This window comes from Citrobacter sp. NCU1 (genome assembly GCF_010231475.1).
In the GTDB taxonomy this organism is placed as follows: domain Bacteria; phylum Pseudomonadota; class Gammaproteobacteria; order Enterobacterales; family Enterobacteriaceae; genus Citrobacter_D.
Map to the genome: position 1 here is coordinate 1 of NZ_NRDO01000089.1, position 25,725 is coordinate 25,725.

General features: G+C 49.0%; 24 protein-coding genes. 10 read left to right on the forward strand and 14 right to left on the reverse strand.

Annotated elements, in window-relative coordinates; translation table 11 throughout:
- Nucleotides 1–232 precede the first annotated feature (232 nt).
- The 4 genes from CJP72_RS22640 to CJP72_RS22655 all read right to left on the reverse strand — a co-directional run bounded on the left by CJP72_RS22640 (nt 233) and on the right by CJP72_RS22655 (nt 5,292).
- A complete protein-coding gene (locus tag CJP72_RS22640; protein ID WP_162383521.1) occupies nt 233–1,255 on the reverse strand; it encodes a fimbrial protein in 1,023 nt (340 codons plus the stop codon).
- Nucleotides 1,256–1,382: 127 nt separating this feature from the next.
- On the reverse strand, nt 1,383–3,920 hold the full coding sequence (locus tag CJP72_RS22645; protein WP_162383522.1) for a fimbria/pilus outer membrane usher protein: 2,538 nt from the start codon (nt 3,918–3,920) through the stop codon (nt 1,383–1,385).
- Between the two features lie 29 nt (nt 3,921–3,949).
- Nucleotides 3,950–4,696 carry a fimbrial biogenesis chaperone gene (locus CJP72_RS22650; RefSeq protein ID WP_162383523.1) on the reverse strand — a complete coding sequence of 249 codons (747 nt, stop codon included), beginning with the start codon at nt 4,694–4,696 and terminating at the stop codon, nt 3,950–3,952.
- Nucleotides 4,697–4,719: 23 nt separating this feature from the next.
- Nucleotides 4,720–5,292, reverse strand: a complete 573-nt coding sequence (locus tag CJP72_RS22655; RefSeq protein WP_162383524.1) for a fimbrial protein — start codon at nt 5,290–5,292, stop codon at nt 4,720–4,722.
- Between the two features lie 432 nt (nt 5,293–5,724).
- Here CJP72_RS22655 and CJP72_RS22660 point away from each other — a divergent pair, with 432 nt between their 5' ends.
- From CJP72_RS22660 to osmB, 9 genes are all read left to right on the forward strand, one after another.
- Entirely contained in the window at nt 5,725–6,372 is a 648-nt protein-coding gene (locus CJP72_RS22660) for a winged helix-turn-helix transcriptional regulator (RefSeq protein WP_162383525.1), read from the forward strand.
- Between the two features lie 93 nt (nt 6,373–6,465).
- Nucleotides 6,466–7,092 (forward strand): winged helix-turn-helix transcriptional regulator, encoded by a 627-nt coding sequence (locus CJP72_RS22665; RefSeq protein ID WP_162383526.1) that lies wholly within the window; start codon nt 6,466–6,468, stop codon nt 7,090–7,092.
- 223 nt (nt 7,093–7,315) lie between these two features.
- A complete protein-coding gene (gene fabI / locus CJP72_RS22670) occupies nt 7,316–8,104 on the forward strand; it encodes an enoyl-ACP reductase FabI (RefSeq protein WP_162383527.1) in 789 nt (262 codons plus the stop codon).
- 223 nt (nt 8,105–8,327) lie between these two features.
- A complete protein-coding gene (locus tag CJP72_RS22675) occupies nt 8,328–9,485 on the forward strand; it encodes a carboxymuconolactone decarboxylase family protein (RefSeq protein ID WP_162383528.1) in 1,158 nt (385 codons plus the stop codon).
- An 89-nt stretch (nt 9,486–9,574) separates the two neighbouring features.
- Nucleotides 9,575–11,509, forward strand: coding sequence for an exoribonuclease II (locus CJP72_RS22680; protein ID WP_162383529.1), 1,935 nt, complete (start codon nt 9,575–9,577; stop codon nt 11,507–11,509).
- A gap of 279 nt (nt 11,510–11,788) precedes the next feature.
- Complete coding sequence (gene pdeR, locus CJP72_RS22685; protein ID WP_162383530.1) at nt 11,789–13,780, forward strand: cyclic di-GMP phosphodiesterase; 1,992 nt, start codon at nt 11,789–11,791, stop codon at nt 13,778–13,780.
- A 186-nt stretch (nt 13,781–13,966) separates the two neighbouring features.
- Nucleotides 13,967–14,149: a YciZ family protein gene (locus CJP72_RS22690; protein WP_162383531.1), complete on the forward strand. Its 183-nt coding sequence runs from the start codon at nt 13,967–13,969 to the stop codon at nt 14,147–14,149.
- A gap of 97 nt (nt 14,150–14,246) precedes the next feature.
- Complete coding sequence (gene yciT, locus CJP72_RS22695; RefSeq protein ID WP_162383532.1) at nt 14,247–14,999, forward strand: DNA-binding transcriptional regulator YciT; 753 nt, start codon at nt 14,247–14,249, stop codon at nt 14,997–14,999.
- Nucleotides 15,000–15,265: 266 nt separating this feature from the next.
- Entirely contained in the window at nt 15,266–15,484 is a 219-nt protein-coding gene (osmB, locus tag CJP72_RS22700; RefSeq protein WP_162383533.1) for an osmotically-inducible lipoprotein OsmB, read from the forward strand.
- 109 nt (nt 15,485–15,593) lie between these two features.
- Here the strand turns inward: osmB and yciH are convergent, their stop codons facing one another.
- The 5 genes from yciH to pgpB all read right to left on the reverse strand — a co-directional run bounded on the left by yciH (nt 15,594) and on the right by pgpB (nt 19,244).
- On the reverse strand, nt 15,594–15,920 hold the full coding sequence (yciH, locus tag CJP72_RS22705; RefSeq protein WP_162383534.1) for a stress response translation initiation inhibitor YciH: 327 nt from the start codon (nt 15,918–15,920) through the stop codon (nt 15,594–15,596).
- A complete protein-coding gene (gene pyrF, locus CJP72_RS22710) occupies nt 15,920–16,657 on the reverse strand; it encodes an orotidine-5'-phosphate decarboxylase (RefSeq protein ID WP_162383535.1) in 738 nt (245 codons plus the stop codon). Before pyrF ends, yciH begins: the two co-directional genes overlap by 1 nt.
- 187 nt (nt 16,658–16,844) lie before the next feature.
- Nucleotides 16,845–18,014: a lipopolysaccharide assembly protein LapB gene (gene lapB / locus CJP72_RS22715; RefSeq protein WP_162383536.1), complete on the reverse strand. Its 1,170-nt coding sequence runs from the start codon at nt 18,012–18,014 to the stop codon at nt 16,845–16,847.
- A gap of 6 nt (nt 18,015–18,020) precedes the next feature.
- On the reverse strand, nt 18,021–18,329 hold the full coding sequence (locus tag CJP72_RS22720) for a LapA family protein (RefSeq protein ID WP_162383537.1): 309 nt from the start codon (nt 18,327–18,329) through the stop codon (nt 18,021–18,023).
- Between the two features lie 150 nt (nt 18,330–18,479).
- Nucleotides 18,480–19,244 (reverse strand): phosphatidylglycerophosphatase B, encoded by a 765-nt coding sequence (gene pgpB / locus CJP72_RS22725; RefSeq protein WP_162383538.1) that lies wholly within the window; start codon nt 19,242–19,244, stop codon nt 18,480–18,482.
- Nucleotides 19,245–19,439: 195 nt separating this feature from the next.
- Between pgpB and ribA the strand changes: the two genes are divergently transcribed.
- Entirely contained in the window at nt 19,440–20,030 is a 591-nt protein-coding gene (gene ribA, locus CJP72_RS22730) for a GTP cyclohydrolase II (RefSeq protein WP_193568849.1), read from the forward strand.
- A gap of 80 nt (nt 20,031–20,110) precedes the next feature.
- Here the strand turns inward: ribA and acnA are convergent, their stop codons facing one another.
- The 5 genes from acnA to cysB all read right to left on the reverse strand — a co-directional run bounded on the left by acnA (nt 20,111) and on the right by cysB (nt 25,689).
- Complete coding sequence (acnA, locus tag CJP72_RS22735; RefSeq protein WP_162383539.1) at nt 20,111–22,786, reverse strand: aconitate hydratase AcnA; 2,676 nt, start codon at nt 22,784–22,786, stop codon at nt 20,111–20,113.
- A gap of 300 nt (nt 22,787–23,086) precedes the next feature.
- Nucleotides 23,087–23,233: a hypothetical protein gene (locus CJP72_RS22740; RefSeq protein WP_162383540.1), complete on the reverse strand. Its 147-nt coding sequence runs from the start codon at nt 23,231–23,233 to the stop codon at nt 23,087–23,089.
- Between the two features lie 841 nt (nt 23,234–24,074).
- A complete protein-coding gene (locus CJP72_RS22745) occupies nt 24,075–24,248 on the reverse strand; it encodes a hypothetical protein (protein WP_162383520.1) in 174 nt (57 codons plus the stop codon).
- A complete protein-coding gene (locus CJP72_RS22750) occupies nt 24,249–24,389 on the reverse strand; it encodes a YmiA family putative membrane protein (RefSeq protein ID WP_162383541.1) in 141 nt (46 codons plus the stop codon).
- A 325-nt stretch (nt 24,390–24,714) separates the two neighbouring features.
- Nucleotides 24,715–25,689, reverse strand: a complete 975-nt coding sequence (gene cysB, locus CJP72_RS22755; protein ID WP_162383542.1) for an HTH-type transcriptional regulator CysB — start codon at nt 25,687–25,689, stop codon at nt 24,715–24,717.
- Between the last annotated feature and the right edge of the window lie 36 nt (nt 25,690–25,725).

Consider the following 25,725-nt stretch of genomic DNA (forward strand, 5'->3'; position numbering starts at 1 on the left):
TGGCTCAAAGCTGAAAGCTTTACTGAACCCCCAGCCTAGCTGGGGGTTTTCTATAGACAAAAAGAAAAGGCAGAAATTATTCTGCCTTTTCTTAACCCCATGATGAGAAATTTATGCCGTGAGCGGTAGGGTACCTCATGCTTTTATTGCAAGGTAACGACTCATTTCAGCTTGAATACGTTTTTTAATTTAGGGCACAACAAAAAAATCTATTGGTATGACACTCCATGGGCTATTTGTATGTCAGACTATAAACTACCGTAGCGGAAATATCACCAGCCTTAACGGGTATTTCTGTGGTTCGGTAATATCTGGCAGTCAGAGGAATAGTAAAAATACCTTCCTCAGACATGCCAGTAGAAAATTCTTTTTCCAACTCAACAGGGAGATTATTATACAGAAGTTGAAGACCTATCCCTTTTGCAGACTCCGTCGTTTTTTTAATGGCCAATACGCCTTGACCAGTCGCATCGGGATCTTCTTCTCCATCGAGCAACAAATTAACATCCGTTTCACCTGTGCACTTTAGCCGTATCTCAAACGGCGTATCCCCGGTTGTCGCTCCTTTATGCGGTAACATATTGGCAGCACCCGGTTCCAGGTCTACGCGTGTAGGTGATGTTGCGTCAACATCGCAGGTGTTGGCGGTAATAGTTGCGGTTATTTTAAGATCCACTAAGTCAAGTGCAGCAGTACTATCAGACAAAAGATTATCTGCCACCATAAAATTGCTCTTGGTAAAAGTTAAACTCCCCCCCGAGATACCCGTGACAGTACCGACTTTCACTAATTCAACTTTAATCGCGGCATTTCTATTCTGATAATAGCAGGAATAACCGCAAGACAATGTAAAGTTCATTTTGATTGCCGTCTGCTCAGGTGATGTCGGTTCTGACTGATAAGCAGCCATAGTGTAATAATAAATCCGAATACCTATGCCTGGGATGTTTGTGGCGTACGTCACGCCAGGATTAAAAGTATTATCTCCAGACACACCAATGCCTCCAGATAAATTAGTCGTTTTACCGGAGTCACCGCAGGCGAAAGCGGCAGGCGCTCCACCGAAACTGGTCATCACCCCTGATACCGTTGCAATAACACCATCATCAGCATCCGATTGCGTCGTAATATTTCCCATGTTGATAGTTAATTTCGTTGCTGCCCTGGGATATCCGCTTGCGGGGTAATAGCAGGCAAATGCATGCTGAGCAAACGTGCAGATCATAAATAAAAAACAGACTTTAATCACTTTCATTTATTTTTACCAAGACAATTCATACTAAATGATAAATAAAGCATCTCATTAAACACGCTAACATCAATAACAGGAAGCATCGGTGAACCTGTGGATAAAGGATAAATGCTTAATGAATAACTGGTGACTAACGGCATTCATTGCTAAACCTCTGAATCGCCGTTTGCTTAGTGTCGTCTTCAATACCAGGCGCAAGCATATAGCTGACAGAACATTGTGATGTACTATCTTCACCCCATTTCACCTTCAACGCCCCTTTCGGTTCCGCGACCCGGGCATAGATAGTGCTTCCCTGCGCAACCGTGCCGACACTATGGTCTTTTTCGTCATACACCTCAGCACCAAACGGCAACGCATTACCTGAATAAGATGAGGTAATTAAAATCGGCGTACCCTTCTCAGCATTGAACTTCACTTTCACCACGGCGCCATAACGAGGGACCACTTTTTGCGACGTATTATCCAACTCGACATTGCGGGAGGTACCTTTTGGATCGATAGAAACATCGTTCAACTGGTATGGACTTGACGCTGGTAACAGCGCATAACCAAACCTGTCGACCCTAATCCCCGGATACGACGGAACTGTCGCCCCTTCTGCGCCTTTTGCTTCCACCAGCGTGAAAGTATCGCTGTTATAAGGTGAGAACGTCAGACCGCCAGAGTGGGCAACCATCGCCCCGGACATGCTCAGAGACGTGCTGCGATAGTCCGCACCTTGACTGTAACTTCCTGACATCTGCGCCACACTACTCCGATACGAACCGCCAACGCTCGCGGACGTCCCGGCATCACTGTCATGCATGCCGCTGGCGTTCCAGGAGTATTGGTTATCCTCTCCTGCACTGCCTGAAATCATCGCCTGCTCACCCGAACGCCCCGTAGAGTCCTGGTTGTAGCTCAGGCTCATCTGTGGCACATAGTTGCTGTCATGGCTTTCCCACAGCGGGAATGACAGATTCAGATAATAGCTGGTCTGCGTTTCATCCCAGGCATCCTGGCTGCGGCTGACGTTGATGCTGTAGCTCAGCTGTTTATAGTGATTCGAATAACCAAACTGATACTGCCGCTCATAATTGTCTTGTCCCCAATAATCCTGTAGAGAACCGCTGAGATAGAGCTGGCCCCAGTCGTCAGCCAATCCCTGGCTTATCGTAACCGTGAAACGGTTTTTTTCGCGCTGGATGGTGTTTCTGTCTTCATCCTCTTTAACCGCCTGAATGCTTTGCATTGCAGTCATATAATCCATATAACCGCTGCTCGAAAAACGGTACGCCGCCAGTGTAATGTTACTGTTAGTTTCATTAATCAGCTTGCTGTAGCTAACCTGATAGCTTTGGCCGGAGATGTCCTGTTCATCTGGCGACGGCAAATGCACCTTCGATTGGGTAACATCAAAAGCGATGGCGCCAATTTGCAACCCCAGGGCGGTACCTAGTTTCACCGCCTGGTAATCTTTATTCCCCTGTAAACCGCCATAGCCGGTAATCAGGTTAGATAAACCGCGCTGGTAAGTCGCTTCGAGCAATTTCGGATCGCCTGAAACACTGTCACTCCGCAATTTACCTAAGCTCAGGCTGTAACGCTGACTGCCAGGGCGTAAGAGCTGAGACACAGATGCATAAGGAATCGAAAAATTCTGCTGCGAACCATCAGCTTCTTCAATAGTGACGTCCAGGTTACCGCCGTAACCGGTAGGATAGAGATCATTGATGACGAAAGCGCCTGGCGAAACGGTGGTTTCATAGATGGTCTGCCCGCTCTGTTTCACCGTCACTTTCGCATTGGTTTTCGCTACTCCGCGGATTTCAGGTGCATAGCCGCGCTGTGATTCCGGGAGCATTCTCTCGTCGCTGGCGACCTGAACGCCGGTAAAAGGTACAGTATCGAACAGTTGCCCACTGGTGTTGGACTGCCCCATCACCAGACGACCGGAAACACGCGGTAAATCGTGCTGAACGTAAGTATTAAGGACACTATAGTGTCCCCCGGTTTCATCAGCCCAGTTATACGAACCATTATGACGTAAATACCAGGAACCAATATTCAATCCGCTGTTAATAGAGGTATAAAATGACTTTGAATCATAGCCATTATTTTTAGATTGATACGCGTTCATGCTATAGCTCAGCATCAACGCTGGAATACCGCTGTCCCACATAGAGGCAGGCACTGCCCCCCGAGGCTGCTTATTGATATAAATTTGTGGTATTGAAATGTTTAACTGTTGATCCTGGTTGTCAAAATCCAGTTCTGCTTCAGGAATGATTTTTTTAAGGTTGATGCATTCTGTTTTTTCAGTGAGCGATTCCCACTGAGTGAAGTTTATTTGTTCCTTTTTGAAATTAATCAAATTGAATACACTCAGCGGAATACATGGCATGACATTTTTGTTATCTGTCGCTTTAAACTCAACTTCTGTCACTGTCAACGTTTGTTGGTTCAACGCCACAGCAATTTTATAAACGCCCGGCAGCACGTTAGCCCCGTTGGAGAAACGGGCTAAATCTACGGACTGTCCCGCCGGTTGTTTTACAAAATCAGAATCAAACTCTACTTGATCCTCTGCCGGCGGTGTCGGCGCTTCTCCTGTGGCAGCCACCGAGCATTGCACAATGAAAATGTTTAACGTCAAAAACAAAATAATTGAGAACAAGATAATCATAATATTTCCACCAGAGGCAGAGCTTAAGACTATTTGCCCTGGCTATGTTTGACAGCAGCACCATAGTCATTAATTGACGTAAACGTAATTGCGTGGATATCACTTATTGCACTTACATTTTTAAAACGAAAGTCAGCACTACTTCCGGGCGCAATCATCTTCCCATCTTCGACATGTTTACTTCCCCCCTGGGTATAGGTCACCGTCCCAAGAGTAATATAATAAGGCGTAGGATTTGTGGCTTTAACACCTCCATTACTGATTGACCACTGTAATGATTCCGGTGCGTCACCGGCACTACCGCGTAAACCTTGCGGACGATAAAATAATTTTATTCTGGTTCTGAACGCGATACTGAGATGGTTATTACCGGCACCATTTTTTGACTTCGCAGGAATTTCCAAAACGTTAAGATAAAACACGGATTCTTTATTCGTTGAAATCCCCTTACCATCAACCAGACTGATCCTTAACGTCTGTCCCTTTCCGGCATCAACACGATTAATGGGCGGTGTTAAAACAAACGGTGAAGTGATTTTATCCGGCGTTGCGGATTGATTGCCATCATCAATCCAACTTTGCGCCAGCACGGGGGCTTTGCCGGAGTTTTTCATGTTCACGGTGACTTCACTTTGCTCCGCTGGGTAAATAACGCGGGTTCCGTTTAACACAATACCGGCACAAGAAAGAGTGCTATAACTTAATGCTGTCATCCCTGATAGCGCTACTAATAAAAACTTTACTTTACGTCTGGACAGAATCATAGGAATAAACATTTTGTATAACACTCTTTGGCAGATTATTTATAGATCAGGTCATAGGTGACTTTGCCTTGTACCGCACCGGCACCAAGGGTTGCACCCGATATTTTGTAATACTCAACAAAGTAAGAAAGGGTCCCATTCTTACTCGTAGCATCAGGCGTCACATATTGTGCAGTACCTGTCTGTCCCGCATCACCGACAAGAATAACTTTGTCATCCTTAGCATCTAACAACTGCAGGCTTACCCCAGTTGCACCTCCTGCAGCAATATTATTCAGATGCCCCGTAGCCGCATCGACCCAGACACCGTCAGGCTCAAAATAAGCCCCGACCTGAGTGTCAGGATCATCCAACGCACAATTCGCCAGTTCAATAGTAAAAGGTGTGCGCCCGGCGGTCTCAGCACTAAACGCAGAGATTGCAACCGGCGGCATTGTTACGGTCCCGTCTGCAGCAATACCATTAACTGTCGCCTCACAGGTAGATGCTGTAATTTTACCGTCAAAGGTAATTGTACCGCTTGATGCTCCAGCAGCATAAGAGGCATTCACCATGCCTATAGCCGAGGAGGCAATAAGACCCACTTTAAAAAACACAGATAATTTCATTTTCGTTCCTAAAAATAGAATGATGCCCTGACCACGAGACCATAGTTACCCCTGCGATAACTTTATTTAATAAAAAACGGAAGGGTGTTTACAATAATAATTATCCCACTATTGCAAATCATCCCTTCCATCTATTAAAAATCAGTTTCTCATTCCGCCTTCATGCAACGTCTACAACTTGAATAGAAAGCATGAGTGGAAATGTTTATCACAAGAATCAGGCTCCTTGATGACAAGACATACTTTATTTATACGAACAGTCAAAAGCAATGTGGCCCCAGTCCAGAATTAGACAGCCATTCACGTCGTTTATTTACCGATTGCAATATTCTATTAGTGTAATTTTAGACACTTATTCTAGATCCAGTTATGAACATGAATAAGCCATAATTCAAAAATTATTATGTTTCATTACCAGGATTCAGTCTCAGCATGTCAGATTTACCGAACATTGACATTTTCATGCATGGCAATAAACCTGAACAATCCATCCAGCAATTGCTCTCTGCTCTGAATTCTCAGGCCACTCCTCTACTGACACGCAGGGGAACGTTACTGCAGTATGTAACCGATGAGACAACTTACTGTTACTTGCTGCATAAAGGGCATGTGGTGATCAACCGTACAAAAGATGGGTTATCGTTAAACACTGAAACCGCGCCTTTTACTTTTGGTTTTAGCATGTTACCCCCCTCGCCTTGTCAGTTAACATTATGTACATCAGAGGATGCGGTTCTGAGCCGTCTCCCACTTGACCAGGCCGTAGAGATTATTCAGCAGCAGGCGTTATGGGAGTTGCTTTACCATGTTATGGCGTATATTTCTTCCCGCATTTTTACGCATTGTACACGTTTGTCTCAACCTGGCGCTTACGACACTATACGCTATCTCCTGTTTGAGCTTTCGCTGGAGTCAGAGGAGTTTAGAGAATCGGTGTCGGCGGTGAAATACATCCAAAGCCGCTGTTTCCTGTCTCGCAGCGGTATTATGGCGGTTCTTTCAACCTTACGTCGGGGAAATTACATTGAAATAATCAACGGAAAACTCATTTCAATCAATTACTTACCAACAAAATTTTGAGCTTAAGGATTAAGCTATTTCGCTTTGTTGTAACCTTTTGCAACTCTTTATCTATACTTATCAAAATAGCGTGTCATTCGGTATAACAGTTATATGGATGAAAAAGCATTAATTCCACCTGCACTCAATACCCCCTACCCGTGGGCAAAAATGTTGGTCGAGGCGTTGTTACCCTTCGCCACACCTCAGTCATACCGAAAGGGGATTCGACTTGATTTTCTCGAGGCAGATAAACCCATTTGTCGATTAGTTATCAGCGGCTCCGTTGAGGTGCATCGCACCGCAGACCATCTGCTCGTAACACGTACCCTAACCTCATGTGTTCTGGGTTTGGGTGTCAGCGACTTCTATATTGTTACCACAGAACCTTGCAAAATAGCGACCCTTCCTTTAGATGAAGTGCATCAGCACATTCAGCAACTGGGTTTGTGGGACGTACTGGCTAAACATATGATCGTGGTGAGCAGTAAACTCTTTTCTTACAGTCGACAATTGAGCGCGCCCACCGCCTATGAAATGATTTGCAGTCAACTGGTTGAACTGATGCACGAGTCAGAATCTATGCGTAAATCACTATCCGTTGAACGCTTCATTCGTGACAGAACTCATCTGTCGCGCAGCAGCATCATGAAAATCCTTGCCGACCTCAAATTGGGTGGTTATATCAGCATTGAAAATGGACGGCTGTTGGCTATCCACCATTTGCCGCAAAGGTATTGAATGAGGTTGGATCAGTACAGCCTGCGGCAACTGATATAATAGAAAAGTGCTGGTTTTCTGCGCTTTGGCGCTAGCCACTTTCAGCACTATGTAAAAATCACGTGACAATTCATGCGTATAGTGGGCTATAATTTCGGCCTGCTATCTCTATTATTCTGGCCGCATTCGTCATAACCGAATGAATATAAAGCCAAAAATAAGCAATGACATAAGGATTAAAGCTATGGGTTTTCTTTCCGGTAAGCGCATTCTGGTAACTGGCGTTGCCAGCAAACTGTCCATCGCCTACGGTATCGCTCAGGCGATGCGTCGCGAAGGTGCTGAACTGGCGTTCACCTACCAGAACGACAAACTGAAAGGCCGCGTGGAAGAATTTGCCGCTCAACTGGATTCCAGCATCGTATTGCAGTGCGATGTGGCAGAAGATGCCAGCATCGACGCAATGTTCGCTGAACTGGGTAACGTCTGGCCGAAATTCGATGGTTTCGTTCACTCCATCGGTTTCGCACCTGGCGACCAACTGGACGGCGACTACGTGAATGCGGTCACCCGCGAAGGCTTTAAAATCGCTCACGACATCAGCTCCTACAGCTTCGTTGCCATGGCGAAAGCATGCCGTTCCATGCTGAACCCAGGCTCTGCGCTGCTGACACTCTCCTACCTGGGCGCAGAGCGCGCGATTCCGAACTATAACGTAATGGGTCTGGCGAAAGCGTCTCTGGAAGCCAACGTGCGTTATATGGCGAATGCGATGGGTCCGGAAGGCGTGCGTGTCAACGGTATTTCCGCTGGCCCAATCCGTACACTGGCAGCATCTGGCATCAAAGATTTCCGTAAAATGCTGGCTCACTGCGAAGCGGTTACTCCGATTCGCCGTACCGTTACCATTGAAGATGTCGGCAACTCTGCCGCATTCCTGTGTTCCGATCTGTCTGCCGGTATCTCTGGTGAAGTGGTTCACGTTGATGGTGGTTTTAGCATCGCGGCAATGAATGAACTGGAACTGAAATAATCATTTCAGGATCCTGGTATGGGCGGCGTTCGTCGCCCATCGTTTTCTGCCTGTTTTCCTCTCTCCTCACCCCTTTTCCGCGCAGCATATAGCTTTCCGATATTTATTATCACCTAACAATCTTTCATCCTACCTCTTGCTTACGTCAGGATAATGCAGCGAAAACGACCCGCTGTGTTTCGACGACGTGTCCGGGTCGCCACTTTTAGAAAAAGGAACGCCCATGGAACAACGCCGAATTGAAGGCAAAGGCCACTGGTATCATGAAACACAGTCCAACGCCTGGGCGCAGGATGTCCTGCCGCTGGTGCCTGAGGCGGCACACGTTGAGGACCGTTTTCTACTCGATCTGCCGATTTCTGAGGACGCGCTTTTTCCCTTTCAGTCCTGGTTGCACCCTGCCCGTCAACTTGCTCACATTCTGTTTCCCATTCATGCTCATCAAAACCAGATGAATACGTTCAGCGACTATGAACGTATGAGTACCGCATTGACTGTCGCGCAGGTCTGTGGCGTTCAGCGGTTGTGCAATCACTATGCTGCTCGTCTGGCGCCACTCCCTGGCCCGGATTCCTCCAGGGAAAGTAACCATCGTCTTGCACAAATCACCCAGTATGCCCGTCAGTTGGCCAGTTCTCCTGCGGTGATTGATGCCCGCGCCCGGCAACATCTGGACGATGTTGGACTGACGGCATGGGACAGTGTTCTGTTAAACCAGATCGTGGGCTTTGTTGGTTTTCAGGCGCGGGTGGTGGCCGTCTTCCAGGCTTTTCTCGGACAGCCGGTGCGTTGGGTGCCAGGACTCGATATGCAGCCGTTCGCGCCAGCCCTCCCTTTTGCGGCCAGCGAGGCGACATGGCATCCGGCACATGTCGCCGTTGCGTTACGTCAGGCGTGTGATGGGCAACAGGCGAGTTTATCCCGTCATCAGCCAGTCGCAGAGTTACAGCGGCTTTCGCCCGTACTGGCGCACGAACCCGATCTGCTCTCACGGCTTTCCACGCTGATGACAAGCTCATTACGAACAGAGGTGCCGAAGAACGCCTTCGCGTTTGCAACCTTACTGACTGCCCGAATTAATGGCAGCGTCGCTTGCTTCAATGAGCAGGCGCAACGTTCCGTGGAATGTGCCCCGTTCATTGCCACACTCCGTCAGGACGAACGCGAAATACAGCAGTGGGAACGGCGACATCCGGTTGAGCGCATTACGTTGCAAGCGATACAATGGCTCACAAGAGCACCCAATCGTTTTAGCGACGCGCAATTCAACGCATTATCCGGGCACGATTTCTCCTCTGAGCAGGCAATCAACTTACTCAGTTGGTGCGGACTGTGCGGATGGTTAAATCGCCTGAAGATCGCGCTGGGTGAGACCCATTAACCCATTCATTCGCTTAAAGAGCGCTTGATGCGTCAGGCAGAATCGCGTAAAACTGTCAGCCGCTCTTTTGGCCACGAAAATAGACAATTATGCTTCAGGACAACCCGCTGCTAGCGCAGCTTAAACAGCAACTTCACTCCCAGACGCCACGCGCTGAAGGGGTGGTAAAAGCCACGGAAAAAGGCTTTGGCTTCCTGGAAGTCGACGCGCAAAAAAGTTATTTCATCCCGCCACCGCAGATGAAGAAAGTGATGCACGGTGACCGCATTGTCGCGGTAATCCACACGGAAAAAGAACGCGAATCTGCTGAACCCGAAGAACTGATTGAACCCTTCCTGACCCGCTTCGTGGGCAAAATTCAAGGTAAGAACGATCGCCTGTCCATCGTGCCGGATCACCCGTTGCTGAAAGACGCCATCCCGTGCCGTGCTGCTCGTGGCGTGGAACATGAATTTAAAGAGGGTGACTGGGCTGTTGCTGAAATGCGCCGTCATCCCCTGAAAGGCGATCGGACGTTTTACGCCGAATTAACCCAGTTCATCACCTTTGGCGACGATCACTTTGTGCCGTGGTGGGTCACACTGGCGCGCCATAACCTCGAAAAAGAAGCCCCCAACGGCGTCGCCACTGAAATGCTGGATGAAGGTCTCGAACGTCAGGATCTGACTGCTCTGGATTTTGTCACGATTGACAGTGCCAGCACCGAAGATATGGATGATGCGTTATACGCTGAAGAACTCGCAGACGGCAAACTGCAGCTCACCGTCGCCATTGCCGATCCTACCGCATGGATTGCCGAAGGCAGCAAGCTGGATAACATCGCGAAAGTCCGCGCATTTACCAACTATCTGCCGGGTTTCAATATTCCCATGTTGCCGCGCGAACTCTCTGACGATCTGTGCTCCTTGCGCGCGCAGGAAGTTCGTCCTGTTCTCGCCTGCCGGATGACCATTGCGGCTGATGGAACCCTTGAAGACGACATCACGTTCTTCGCCGCGACTATCATTTCAAAAGCAAAACTGGCGTATGACAACGTTTCCGACTGGCTGGAAAACAGAGGAACCTGGCAGCCAGAGAGCGAAGCCATTGCCCGGCAGATCCAACTGCTGCAACGTATTTGTCTGCGCCGTGGCGAATGGCGTCATCACCACGCGCTGGTGTTCAAAGACCGTCCGGATTACCGTTTTGTCCTCGGTGAGAAAGGCGAAGTCCTCGATATCGTTGCGGAACCCCGCCGCATTGCTAACCGTATTGTGGAAGAGTCCATGATCGCCGCAAACATTTGCGCCGCTCGCGTGCTCCGCGATAAGTTAGGTTTTGGTATTTATAACGTTCACATGGGCTTCGACCCGGCCAATGTCGACGCACTGGCGACGCTGCTGTCATCGCACGGTATGCACGTTAATGCCGAAGAAGTCCTGACGCTGGAGGGGTTCTGTAAACTCCGTCGGGAGCTGGATGCGCAACCTTCCGGTTTTCTGGACAGCCGAATTCGCCGCTTCCAGTCTTTCGCCGAGATCAGCACCGAGCCGGGTCCGCACTTTGGTCTTGGTCTCGAAGCCTACGCCACCTGGACATCGCCTATTCGTAAATATGGCGACATGATCAACCATCGTCTGTTGAAAGCCATCATCAAGGGTGAGTCCATTGCGCGTCCGCAGGATGAAACAACCCTGCAAATGGCAGAACGTCGTCGCCTGAATCGTATGGCGGAGCGTGATGTCGGCGACTGGCTGTACGCGCGTTTCCTGAGTGATAAAACCGGAACCGACACGCGTTTCGCGGCAGAAATCATTGATATCAGCCGTGGTGGGATGCGTGTTCGCCTGGTTGATAACGGTGCCGTTGCCTTTATCCCTGCGCCGTTCCTGCATGCGGTTCGCGATGAACTGGTCTGTAGCCAGGAAAACGGAACCGTGCAGATCAAAGGTGAAGTGGTCTACAAAGTGACTGACGTTATCGACGTATCGATTGCCGAAGTTCGCATGGAAACCCGTAGCGTGATTGCTCGCCCGGCGGCCTAACGAACCACCGTACATGCAGTACAACGAATACAACGGTCTTTCCCGATAAGGAAAGACCGTTTTCTTTTTCCTCTCTGAACCGCCCACGCACACTACACTTTAATGATTCATTACGTTTTTTTTGGACTATTTCTCTGTGATGAGTATGCATTTTTCTAAATCTGGATTACAAATTAAAAAATAAATAAAACAAGATGTTCATCCATAGTCACCCGTAAAGGATTCATGGCTAACCTTTCTTCTGAAAGCTTTAGTGTTTTATACAGGACGGTATGCATAATGAAAAATATTCAGGAGCCGGTAACTTTGTTTAGCTACCTGGGGACACACTCTCCTTACTGGCACTTGTCGGAAGATTGCAACATCCTGCACTTATCGGTCACCGAGGTTGCTCAATCGGATCAGACCGTCGAACTCACGCCTGAACAGGCAAACCGCATTCGCGAAATGACCGTGATTACCTCCAGCCTGATGATGACGCTGCCCTTCGATGATAACGATATATCCGTGCATTTGGTGGGTCGAAAAATCAATAAACGTGAATGGGCAGGCAGTGCCTCCGCCTGGCACGATACCCCTTCCGTCGCCCGTGATCTGGTACAAGGGTTATCCTTTGCCGAACAGGTCGTCTCCGAAGCCAATTCCGCCATTGTGATCCTTGATAGCCGGGGCCATATTCAGCGCTTCAACCGTCTCTGTGAAGAGTACACCGGTCTGCAAGAGCACGAAGTCATTGGGCAGAGCGTTTTTAAGTTATTTATGAGCCGCCGCGAAGCCGCCGCCTCACGGCGTAATATTGATGGTTTTTTCCGTAACGGCAACTCTTACGAAATCGAGCGTTGGATAAAGACCCGGAAAGGCCAGCGCCTGTTTCTGTTTCGCAATAAGTTTGTTCATAGCGGTAGCGGCAAAAACGAAATCTATCTGATCTGTTCAGGAACCGACATTACCGAAGAGCGCCGTGCGCAGGAACGCCTGCGGGTGTTAGCCAACACTGACACAATTACCGGACTGCCTAATCGTAACGCCATTCATGAACTGATCAATGATACCATTGATAACGCTGGGGAAAATCAGGTTGGTGTTGTTTATCTTGATCTGGATAATTTCAAAAAGGTGAACGACGCTTACGGACATATGTTTGGCGATCAGTTGTTGCAGGCCGTGTCGCTGGCGATCCTCAGTTGTCTGGAGGAGAATCAGGTGCTGGCCCGCCTGGGCGGTGACGAATTTATCATTCTTGCCACCCATACCTCTCAGGGGTCGCTTGAGGCCGTCTCTTCCCGCATTTTAACGCGTTTACGCCAGCCCTTCCGTATTGGCCTTATCGAAGTGTATACCGGATGCTCTATCGGCATTGCGATGGCCCCTCAACACGGTCACGACAGCGAGAGCATTATTCGCAACGCCGATACGGCAATGTACACCGCTAAAGAGGGTGGACGCGGTCAGTTTTGCGTTTTCTCCCCCGAAATGAACCAGCGGGTATTTGAATATTTGTGGCTGGATACCCATCTGCGCAAAGCCCTCGAAAGCGATCAGCTTTTGATTCACTACCAACCCAAGCTAACCTGGCGCGGCGAAGTTCGCAGCCTGGAAGCGCTGGTGCGCTGGCAATCTCCCGAGCGCGGGCTGATCCCTCCCCGTGATTTTATCTCGTATGCTGAAGAATCTGGTCTGATTGTTCCGCTGGGGCGCTGGGTTATCCTCGAGGTCGTCAGACAGGTTGCCGAATGGCGTGATAAAGGAATTCATCTGCGTGTCGCGGTTAACGTTTCTGCTCGCCAGCTTGCCGATCAGACGATTTTTACTGATCTGAAACAGGTACTCAATGAGCTTAACTTTGAGTATTGCCCTATTGATGTCGAATTGACGGAAAGCTGTTTGATTGAAAATGAAGAATTGGCATTATCTGTCATCCAACAATTTAGCCAGCTGGGCGCGCAAATACACCTGGATGATTTTGGAACCGGGTACTCCTCCCTGTCACAGCTTGCCCGGTTCCCGATTGACGCCATTAAACTTGATCACACCTTCGTCAAAGACATACACAAACAGTCCATCTCGCAATCGCTGGTCCGCGCCATCGTTGCAGTGGCACAGGCCCTGAATCTACAGGTGATTGCTGAAGGGGTGGAAAGCACAAAGGAAGATGCTTTCCTGACCAAAAATGGCATCAATGAACGGCAAGGTTTTTTGTTTGCCAAACCGATGCCCGCCCCCGCGTTTGAACGCTGGTACAAACGTTATCTGAGCAAAAAAATGCGCTAGCGTTGGCGCTAAACGAGGCGTTATCCGTACAGAATTAAGGCCATTTCACCGCAAACCTATCTGTCTGTATTGACAGAAGATATGATATTTCTCACGGGTTGTGAGTAATCCTATTTTTCCCTTCTCTTTTGCGATGATTTTCTGCATCATTAAAATCAAACACATTCTGACGTAAGGATAACCACCATGTCTGATATCGACGCGCAACGTGTCGCTGAGCGAATTGATACCGTACTGGATATCCTTGTCGCAGGCGATTACCATTCTGCCATCCATAACCTTGAAATACTGAAAGCAGAGTTATTAAGCCAGGTGAACGACGATACTAAATCGTCGTCAAAACACCCCAGATCCCCCTGGGAGATCTAACAATACAGGGCTCCATCTGACGTCGGGCATGACCTGACTCAGAATACGTAGCACCCTTTTACTCCACGGTATGGATACCATTATAAAAATTAACGCTATGAATTCCCGACAACAATCTATTTTACAAATGGTGATTGATAAAGGCCGCATGAGTGTGGCCGAGCTGGCGAAAATCACCGGTGTTTCTGAAGTGACGATTCGACAGGATCTCAACACGCTCGAGAAACAGAGCTATCTGCGCCGCGCTCATGGTTTTGCCGTTTCACTGGACAGTGAAGATGTTGAAACGCGCATGATGACTAACTATACCCTCAAACACCAACTTGCCGAGTTTGCCGCTTCTCTGGTCAATCCGGGGGAATCGGTATTTATTGAAAACGGCAGCAGTAACGCGCTTCTGGCGAGAACTCTGGCTGAACAAAAAGACGTTACGATTATTACCGTCAGCAGCTACATTGCACACTTGCTGAAGGAAACCCCTTGTGAGGTGATCCTGCTTGGTGGAATCTATCAGAAAAAAAGTGAAAGTATGGTCGGTCCGTTAACCCGACAGTTCATCCAACAGGTTCACTTCAGTAAGGCTTTCATCGGGATTGATGGCTGGCAACCTGAAACCGGATTTACCGGACGGGATATGATGCGTTCTGATGTGGTCAATGCGGTTCTGGAAAAAGGGGCAGAAGCCATTGTGCTGACCGACAGCTCCAAATTCGGCACTGTACACCCGTATACGCTCGGCCCATTAGCCAACTTCAGTCGTGTGATTACTGATTCAAAAATCAGCGCTAACGACCAACAGGAACTGGAGCTCGCCGGGTTAACGGTGAACATCATTGAATCCCAGGCCTGACCGCTTTTCAGATGATTTGCCACCCGGCAAATCATCGCCTCTCTCTGAGATTTTTCTGATCAGCCAATTAAGACTATTTACCTTTAGTAAATGAATCAAAGTCGTAAAATTAATGTTAGCGATATAACAGGAAGTGACTATCACCTGCGTGATAATAGGCTATACCTGCGCAACACGGTTTTACGGAATGCTACTTTGATGGCCTCTGTCTTAGCTATAGTTAAAGAGACTTGCTTCCGTGAATCATTAATTCAGGAGAAAGTATTATGTTTGCAACGAGCAAAAAAATGACTGCCGCTGTATTGGCAATTACCCTTGCGATGTCACTGAGCGCATGTTCTAACTGGTCTAAACAAGATCGCAGCACGGCAATTGGTGCAGGCGCTGGTGCAGTCGGCGGCGCGGTCTTAACTGACGGCAGCGCACTGGGTACGCTGGGTGGTGCTGCTGTGGGTGGTATTATCGGCCACCAGGTGGGTAAATAATTTACGGTTGACCTGCTTGATATAAAAATACGATATTTGTGTTCTGGTCTGACTGAAAATAATATTTACTGCTGCATTTGAAGCCACGGAAAATACCGTGGCTTTTTTGTTAGCCGCCAGCTAATTTGACTTTCATTCCTTTGGCTTCCAGCAACGATTTAATCAGATCGCGCTTATCCCCCTGAATTTCAATGACACCCTCTTTCACCGCACCGCCGCAGCCGCATTTTTTCTTCAGTTCCGCAGCCAGTGTTGTCAGCCCGGCATCATCCATATCAATACCGGTAATCAGACAAACGCCTTTTCCTTTACGCCCGCTGGTCTGACGCTGAATACGGACAATGCCGTCACCTTTAGGACGCTCAGGCGCAACTTCTGGCTCATGAATACGGCCCGCGTCTGTGGAATACACCAGACGACTGTTGGAATCGTTCATTATGCTCCTCGTTTCAACGACGCGTTGATGGCTTTCAGGGTTTGCGCAGGGTCTTCTGACTGCGTTACCGGACGACCAATCACCATATAATCCACACCCGCAGACATCGCCTGTTCAGGGGTCATAATACGACGTTGATCGCCTGCGTCACTCCCCTGAGGACGGATGCCCGGCGTCACCAGTTTAAACGCTTCACCAAATGCCTGCTTGAATCGCACGGCTTCCTGCGCTGAACAGACCACGCCGTCCAGACCACAGTTTTGCGTTAAACGCGCCAGACGTTCTGCATGTTCCGCAGGTGACAACGTCACGCCGAGATCACGTAAGTCACTCGCTTCCATACTGGTCAGTACTGTCACCGCAATCAGCAGTGGCGCGTCTTTACCAAAGGGGGTTAATGCCTCACGCGCGGCGGTCATCATCCGCGTCCCACCCGAAGCATGCACATTGACCATCCACACGCCAAGGTCTGCGGCAGCGGCAACCGCATGGGCGGTGGTATTAGGAATATCGTGAAATTTCAGGTCGAGAAAGATATCAAACCCGCGCTGTTGCAAATCACGAACGAGTTGCGGCCCGAAGAGTGTGAACATCTCCTTGCCCACTTTCAGGCGGCAATCACGAGGATCGATTTTGTCGACGAAAGCCAGCGCTTTATCACGATTATTATAATCCAGGGCAACAACGACAGGAGAATCAGTAGCCGCGCGAGAAGAAGATGAAGCAGTAAACGTCATGACCAGACCTTCTTATGATGGGCGCCGGGTGCGGCGCGAAATAGGTAAACGGCGTGCATTCTACCCGCGAGAGGCTCAAATTAACAGGCTCGTTTGTGTTCCTGCCAGACTTCGTTGCACGTCTGCCAGAGGTTGCGAGATGAAAGATAATAAGGATGTTGTAACTAAAATGAGATTTTTTTTAAAACTACTGACCGTCAAGACCGCGAATAGGTTTGATAGTCGACCACGCACGGCAAGACGGACAGTGCCAGTACAGCGTATAAGCCGTGAAACCGCATTTCTGGCAGCGATAACGGGGTTTACTCCGTACCTGCTCGCCGACCATATCGCGCAGCACCATCAGACTCTCTTTGGCGCGCCCTTCTTCTGCTTCATTTAGGTGGTAGTCCATCAATTTATGGAATACACGCATCGTGGGATGACGCTGCAACTGACGGGTGATATAAACCTGAGCGACATCATTGCCTTCACGGCCTTCCAGAATATCAGCCAGCATTAATTCCGCAGCCGCGCCGGTGTTCTCTTCAACTGCCCGACGTAAAAACTCAGCCCATTCGTCATTCTTACCAAGCTGTTGGTAGCAGGTTTGCAACATCTCCAGCGTTTCGCTGACCAACTCTTTATCCTGCGAGATGACCCGCTGCAGGCACTCAACTGCTTTGGCATAGTCGCTATTTGCCATATACACCCGCCCCATCATGATCGAGACTCTGGCGCTATTTTTGTCAGCCGCAGCCCCTTTCTTTAGCAGTGCCATGGCACGATCCATATCGTCACTGCCTATCTGTTGCAGCGCTAACTCGCAATAGAAATGGGCAATCTCAATACGCTGTTTATCCTTGCCGAGTTTTACTAGCCGCTCCGCAACGTCGATCGCTTTTTGCCAGTCGCTGGTCGCCTGGTAGATTTGCAGTAGTTGCTGTAACGCGCTGATGCGAAAGTCTGTCTCATCAATCAACTGGGTGAACATGTCTTCTGCGCGATCATACAATCCCGCCGCCATGTAATCGCGGCCCAACTGTTGAATCGCCAAAAGGCGTTGTTCGTAGGTTAGCGAGGCGCTTTCCATCAAGGTTTGGTGAATACGGATGGCCCTGTCGACTTCGCCACGTGAACGAAACAGGTTTCCGAGGGTGAGATGAGCCTCAACGGTGCCGGTATCCTCTTTTAGCATGTCGAGGAACAGATCCACCGCTTTGTCCTGTTGGTTACTCAGGAGGAAGTTAACCCCCGCGACATAATCGCGAGACAAGCGGTTAGCTTCATCCTGTTTTGTTTGTTGCGCACTTCTGCGACCCATATACCAGCCATACGCTGCCGCTACAGGTAAAAGCAGAAACAACAACTCCAACATAAATGATTATTCCTTCACAACCGACGAATCGGTAGTTACCGCAACGTCGGTCGCAGGTGCAAGCTGGTTTTCCAGTCGTTTAATTTTACGTTCTGCGCGCGTCAGAGAAACGCGAACCCGCAGCCAGAACAGACCGCAAATCAGCCAACCAATGGCAAAACCTGCGGCAAACAGGACGGCAAGCAAAGTCGAGATACGATACTCGCCCTGAGCCAGCAGGTAGTTAAATGTCACCTGTTGATCGTTTTGCGCACCCAATGTTACCGAAATAACAAAAATCGCCAACACCAGTAAGAAAATGAGTAAATATTTCACATTACTTCCCGTTATGTGGTTTGAGCGAATAAATCGTGTTCAACTTACCGCATTCATCCTGTTAAATTACCATTTTCACGACGAGTGCGAAATGGAAAAGCGCCCTGCCAGCAAATGATTTAAGGGCAAATTACGGAAAATCAACCACGATCAGTCTTCTTGTTCACGTTCTGCAATCTCACGAACCTCTTCCACTGGCGGCGTTAAAGGCCCGCACAGCCGCTGCGCAAGCCAGGTCGCCAGCGTGACCAGAAGCCAGGATATCACGGTCGCAACCACTACATCGCGAGGCCAATGCATCCCCAACAACATACGGCTCCCCATCACTCCTGTCGCCCAAATCAATAACACCGCAATCGTCAGGGTTCGTCTGCGCGGCCATAACAGCCCCACAGCCAACAATGCCCAACTGGCCGCAAACATCGTATGCCCGGAAGGAAAGGCGAAACCGGTCTCTTTTTGCCAGTGTTTGCGCAAAAAGCTCGGAATATCATGCTGTCCGGACAGTTGTTCTTTCACTAAGTTACCACGTTCTTTACGCTTTAAAGTGTAGAACTCATCAACAGGAATATGGTGTGTTTTTTCCAGCCAAATGACAAACGGACGGGGTTCCTGTACACGTTCTTTGACCCACGATTTTATCCCCTGACCCAGCATAATCGCCGCTGCGAGGATCGCAAATAGCACAATGGCCGCTTTGAGGCGAAAGCGTAAACACCAAAGAAACCAAACGCACAGAATCACATGGGTGATAATTCCCCAGGGCTGAGTGACGGTTTCCGTTACCCAGTATAAGGCTTTTAACCACCAGACAGGGTGTCCCGGCTGCCAGGTCCAGCCCGATATCCACACGGAAACAGGCATGACAAGTAACAACGCGGCGCCGACAGCGGTACGTTTGGCAATTGAAAGCATAAACTCTCCCTTTTGATAAGCCTCGCAATCATAACCGAAAATGACGCAGGTCGGGAAAATTGACAAATTTGTGCCATTCCAAATTCGAACGCACGACAGTGATTAGGTGAAGTCCGTCGGCTTATGGCAAAATAGACGAATACAGAAGCCAACAGGCGACGGCACGTCAGGTGCCAGCATAATCTGGAGAAATACATGCAGCTTAAACGCGTGGCAGAAGCCAAACTGCCAACCCCATGGGGCGATTTCCTGATGGTGGGATTTGAAGAACTGGCAACCGGACACGATCACGTCGCGCTGGTCTATGGCGATACTTCTGGGAAAACACCAGTCCTGGCGCGTGTCCATTCTGAATGTTTAACGGGCGACGCGCTGTTCAGCCTGCGCTGTGATTGCGGATTTCAGCTCGAAGCCGCACTTTCGCACATTGCGGAAGAAGGTCGCGGTATCTTGCTGTATCACCGTCAGGAAGGTCGTAATATTGGCCTGCTCAATAAGATTCGCGCGTACGCGTTGCAGGATCAAGGCTATGACACGGTTGAAGCCAACCACCAATTAGGTTTTGCGGCAGATGAGCGTGACTTTACCCTCTGTGCAGATATGTTTAAGTTGCTGGGTGTGGATGAAGTTCGCCTGCTCACCAACAATCCGAAGAAAGTCGAAATCCTGACAGAAGCAGGTATCAATATCGTTGAGCGCGTTCCGCTGATTGTCGGGCGTAACCCGAAGAATGCGCACTATCTTGATACCAAAGCCGCCAAAATGGGCCATTTGCTGAATAAGTAAATACTCGTCTTGTATAATCCGGTCAGTAAAGCCCCTTCCTGTCTGTAAAAAGCCTGCTTACGCAGGCTTTTTTTGATCGTTTAGTGCAGCATATTACGAATCACGTAGTGCAGAATTCCATCGTTTTGGTAATACGTTAACTCGGTCGCCGTATCAATGCGGCATCGACAAGGGACCACTTCTGTACTGCCATCAGCCCGGGTCAGGGTGACCGGGATCGTAGCACCTGGCTTCAGTTTTTGGAGATCCACAATATCAATAATTTCTTCACCGGTTAGCCCCAGTGTTTTACGGCTCACGCCTTGCGGGAACTCCAGGGGCAAAATCCCCATCCCAATCAGGTTCGAACGGTGGATACGCTCAAAAGACTCCGCAATTACCACGCGGATCCCCAGCAATCGTGGTCCTTTCGCCGCCCAGTCACGACTCGATCCTGAGCCATACTCCTTCCCGGCGATAATCGCCAGCGGCGTATTCTCCTGTTGATACTGCATCGCCGCATCATAGATCGTCACAACCCCGGCATCCAGTAAATGACGCGTCATTCCGCCTTCGACCCCTGGCACCATTTCGTTACGAATACGAATATTGGCAAAGGTGCCGCGCATCATCACTTCATGGTTGCCGCGTCGCGAACCGTACGAGTTAAAGTCTTTACGCTCTACGCCACGCCCTTGCAGATAGCGTCCTGCCGGGCTATCCGGCTTGATGCTCCCGGCGGGCGAAATGTGGTCTGTGGTGACTGAGTCGCCCAGCATGGCAAGAATTCGCGCCCCATGAATATCAGCAACCGGATCAGGTTGAGCCTGCATCTCGTCAAAGAAGGGCGACAGGCGAATATAGGTCGAATCATGCTGCCAGCCATAGGTGTCTGAACGTTCAGTCTCAATCGCTTTCCATTCCGCAGTGCCTTCAAAAACTTCCGCATACTCTTTACGGAACATCTCGGTTGAAACTTGCGCAACGGCGCGGGCAATCTCTTGCGCCGACGGCCAGATATCTTTCAGATAGACCGGATCGCCGTTTTTGTCATGACCAAGCGGATCTTTCGCCAGATTGATGTTCATATTTCCGGCCAGCGCATAGGCCACTACCAGCGGCGGCGACGCCAGCCAGTTCGTTTTCACCAGCGGATGGATTCGGCCTTCAAAGTTACGGTTGCCAGAAAGCACCGCCCCCACGGTCAAATCCCCTTTTTTGATGGCGGTTTCGATAGGATCAGGCAACGGGCCGGAGTTACCGATACAGGTAGTGCAACCATACCCCACCAGGTTGAATCCAAGCTCGTCGAGATACGGCGTCAGCTTTGCCTGCGCCAGATAATCGGAGACCACTTTTGAACCAGGCGCCAGCGAGGCTTTTACCCAGGGCTGACGTTTCAGTCCGAGTGTTACCGCTTTTTTCGCCAGTAACCCTGCCGCCATCAATACGCTAGGGTTTGAGGTATTGGTACAGGAAGTGATGGCCGAAATCACCACCGCGCCATCCGGTAGCTGGTATTGATGACCGTTCAGAACATAATCAACAGGCTGTCGGTCTTTTTGCGCCGTGTTCAGTTCCAGTTCGTTACTGGCGGCAAAGGCTTTCGGTACATCGCCCAACGCCACCCGATCCTGCGGGCGCTTAGGGCCTGCCAGGCTCGCTTCAACGTCGCCCATGTCTAATTCCAGCGAACTGGTGAACATCGGTTCATCGCCAGCGTTGCGCCACATGCCTTGCGCTTTCGCATAGGCCTCCACCAGCGCGACCTGTTCATCGCTACGTCCGCTTAACTTCATATAATCCAGTGTAACGGCATCAATCGGGAAGAAACCGCATGTCGCCCCATATTCTGGAGACATATTGGCGATAGTTGCCCGATCGGCCAGCGGTAGCGAATCCAGCCCATCACCGTAGAATTCGACGAATTTGCCAACCACACCCTGTTTACGCAACATTTGCGTGACCGTCAGCACCAGGTCAGTGGCGGTAATGCCTTCCTGCAATTTACCGGTCAGTTTGAACCCCACCACATCAGGGATCAGCATCGACACGGGTTGGCCCAGCATCGCCGCTTCCGCTTCGATCCCCCCGACACCCCACCCTAAAACTCCCAGACCATTAATCATGGTGGTGTGTGAATCCGTTCCCACCAGCGTATCCGGATAAGCCACCCACTCGCCATCCTGTAGCTCGCTCCAGACCGCTTTACCCAGATACTCAAGGTTAACCTGGTGGCAAATTCCGGTTCCCGGAGGGACTACGCTGAAGCGGTTAAACGCCTGCTGCCCCCAACGCAAGAAGGCATAACGTTCGTGGTTACGCTCCATCTCCAGTCGGACGTTTTCTTCAAATGCGCCCTCATCGCCAAAATGATCGACCGTGACCGAATGGTCAATCACCAGATCAACGGGAGAAAGCGGGTTCACTTTGCTCGTATCCCCCCCCAGACGCTTTACCGCCTCACGCATTGCCGCCAGATCAACCACCGCTGGCACACCGGTAAAATCTTGCATCAGAACACGGGCCGGGCGATAGGCAATTTCACGGTCAGCATGGGCGTTTTTCAGCCATCCTGCCAGCGCCCGGATATCGTCTTCCGTGACCGAGTCACCATCCTGCCAACGCAGGAGGTTTTCGAGCAGCACTTTCAATGATTTGGGTAAGCGGGTGATGTCACCCAAAGATTTGGCGGCCAGCGGCAGGCTGTAGTAATGCCAGGTTTTGTCTTTGACCTGTAACGTGTCCTTACTGGCTTCTCGTAAGGTTGACGACATAGCTCCTCCTTAATAACAGGGTTTGCGAATCCCTTGATGAATTTATAAAAATCAATAATTTACATCCAATTATCTTAATGTAATTTTTTCTTCACGCCTTTGCTGGCGCGGATCGCATTCTTTAATCTTAGGAAAGATTTTTGCTCTTTGTCGTTTAATTATCAGCCAATTAGTCAATCCAATTTTATTTATCTGCCTTCCATGACAATTGATTTCCGTTCACCACAATCACCGTCAGCAGGCTGCGGATACAGCCCGTCACGTCTGCATTAGTGCCACTACGTGGTCTCCTTCAAATTTTTAATCACGTTGATTACCTGAACCTTTGAGGCTGTTCCAGGCTTCGGTTTTCAGTTCGCCTTTAACCGAAACGCTCCCCGCCGGGCGGGCGTTGTTCCTCTGAAACAGGGAATTGATGCCCATGCCAACAGTTTGGGTGTGTTGCATAACCGGGTCATCCCAACCTTCTGGTTATTACCCCACGCGCGAACGAACGGGCTTTTGGGTATTTTTTCTCATCGACCTCCCCTTTCTAATCTAAATCCACTCGGGAAAATACTGCAGTTTGTTGATAAATGGGTTATCACTCCTTCCGACAGCATTTAATGTAAATAAATGAACCGCAGAACTGATACTAATAAATAGCAAGCCTTATAGTGTTTTATTTTGTGATCAGTACTGACCTCATTTAAGGAGGCATTATGCAAAAGAAACAACCTACATCGGCAGGCAGACATGACAATACGCGAGTGAATTTTCAGTTAATCCGGTATGTTATTGCATTCATTTTAATAATCTCAGCGGTTATATGGCTTTTTTACCCTTAACCATGACCTCTGTAAAAAACCTGCCAGCCCCCCTCAATACAGGGGGCTGACTGACTCCGTTAGCCATAAACAATAACCCCATAAGGGCGAATGTAGGTCTGGGTACGTTGATGATATTCAGTATATTAAGAGTGGAGAATTCGCATCCCTGAGACTTCTTGAGAAAGTGATTATCTCGCAGAACGACGCTATGAGGGGGATACCGAAGTGATCCTACCCATATAATATGGACACGACCCTAAGCGGTTTTTTTGGTTTTCAAATTATACCGGACAGAGACCACCACAAGCACTGACTGTCGTTAGCACCCAGGGTTTCTCTCTCATGCCGGGATACTGTAATTCGAATCAGATGAAGTTCATTGAAATTTTTTTCAGCACTATATTGCTGTGGTGTAAAAATAATGACAGTTCAGGGTATTAATAACCTGAAGCAAAAGGGGAGAATAGGAATTTTATCGATTATTGTTTCTGTTGCTCATCATCCGCAAATGAATCAATAAATGCCTGCTGTTGCTGCGTCAATTTCCATGACTCTGGAATATGCGTCAAGCATCCCGTTGCCGTTTCATTCTCGTCATCACTATGCTGACGTTGTTTCAACAAGGCTGACTGCTGCTCTTGTGCGGCCATCATTTATCCCCACACTTTCCAGACCAACAGCGCAACCACAACCCAGAACAGCGCGGAGCCAACAAAAACCATCCGCCAGGCTTTGCGTTTCAGCTCAGGATCTCGGCGTTGTTCCTGGTTTCCAGACGACATTGCTAACCTCATACAATCGGCATCACTTATTGTTTTAGCATCAAACGATTGATGCAACTAATCATCAGATGAGACAAATCCTAAAGAAACTTTAGTCAGAAATCCAGCGAATTTACGAATCGTTTTCAGTGAATAAATCAATCTTTTGACACGAAATAAATATTTGATGAGTGAAATTTGCGAGGTGAGGAATTTATAACTACTTTACAACCTGATTACCTTGAATATTATGCGGTTACTATTTTCAGGAGCGTTGATTCAAATTCCAGGTCGATATATCCGACATTATTTTGGTATCTCCCACTCGCAGGAGATACCCAAAACAGCACATTCGTGATTACTTCTCAGGCAGTTTAATATCGTTAAACATAGCTTCGATTTCTTCATTAGAACGTAATGCCACTGCGGTATCTACCACATCACGCGTCAAATGCGGCGCGAAACGCTGAATAAAATCATACATATAACTACGTAAGAATGTGCTACGACGAAAACCAATCTTGGTGGTGCTATGGCTGAAAATATCATGCGCATCAACACGTACAAGGTCAGGATCGGCAATGGGATCCACCGCCATGCTGGCAATCACCCCAACCCCAAGCCCCAGTCTGACGTAGGTTTTGATAACGTCTGCATCCGTTGCGGTAAAGACAATACGCGGCGTTAAACCCGCACGATTAAACGCGGTGTCCAGTTCAGAACGCCCGGTAAAGCCAAAGGTGTAAGTCACCAGCGGATATTGCGCCAGCTCTTCAATCGACACCGATGATTTCGCCGCCAGCGGATGCTCCGGAGTCACGACAATAGAGCGGTTCCAGTGATAACACGGCAGCATGACCAGATCGTCGTACAGATGCAGCGCCTCGGTGGCGATGGCGAAATCCGCATTGCCTTTGGATACCGCTTCCGCAATTTGTGTTGGCGATCCCTGATGCATATGCAACGACACGCGTGGATAACGCTCGATAAATCCCTTGATGACATTTGGCAGTGCGTAGCGGGCCTGAGTATGCGTGGTGGCAATATACAGCGAGCCTTTATCTGGCCATGTATGTTCCCCTGCTACCGACTTAATTGCATCAACCTTTGACAACACTTCACGTGCGATGCGAATAATTTCCTGCCCCGCCGGAGTGACTTGCGTAAGATGTTTCCCGCTGCGGGCAAAAATCTGGATACCAAGCTCATCTTCCAGCATCCGCACCTGTTTACTGATGCCCGGCTGAGAGGTGTAAAGTCCTTCTGCTGTTGAGGAAACATTAAGGTTGTGATTAACCACCTCAACAATATAGCGAAGCTGCTGTAATTTCATGTTAGCCATCCAGATTTGCGCCATCAGATCATCGTT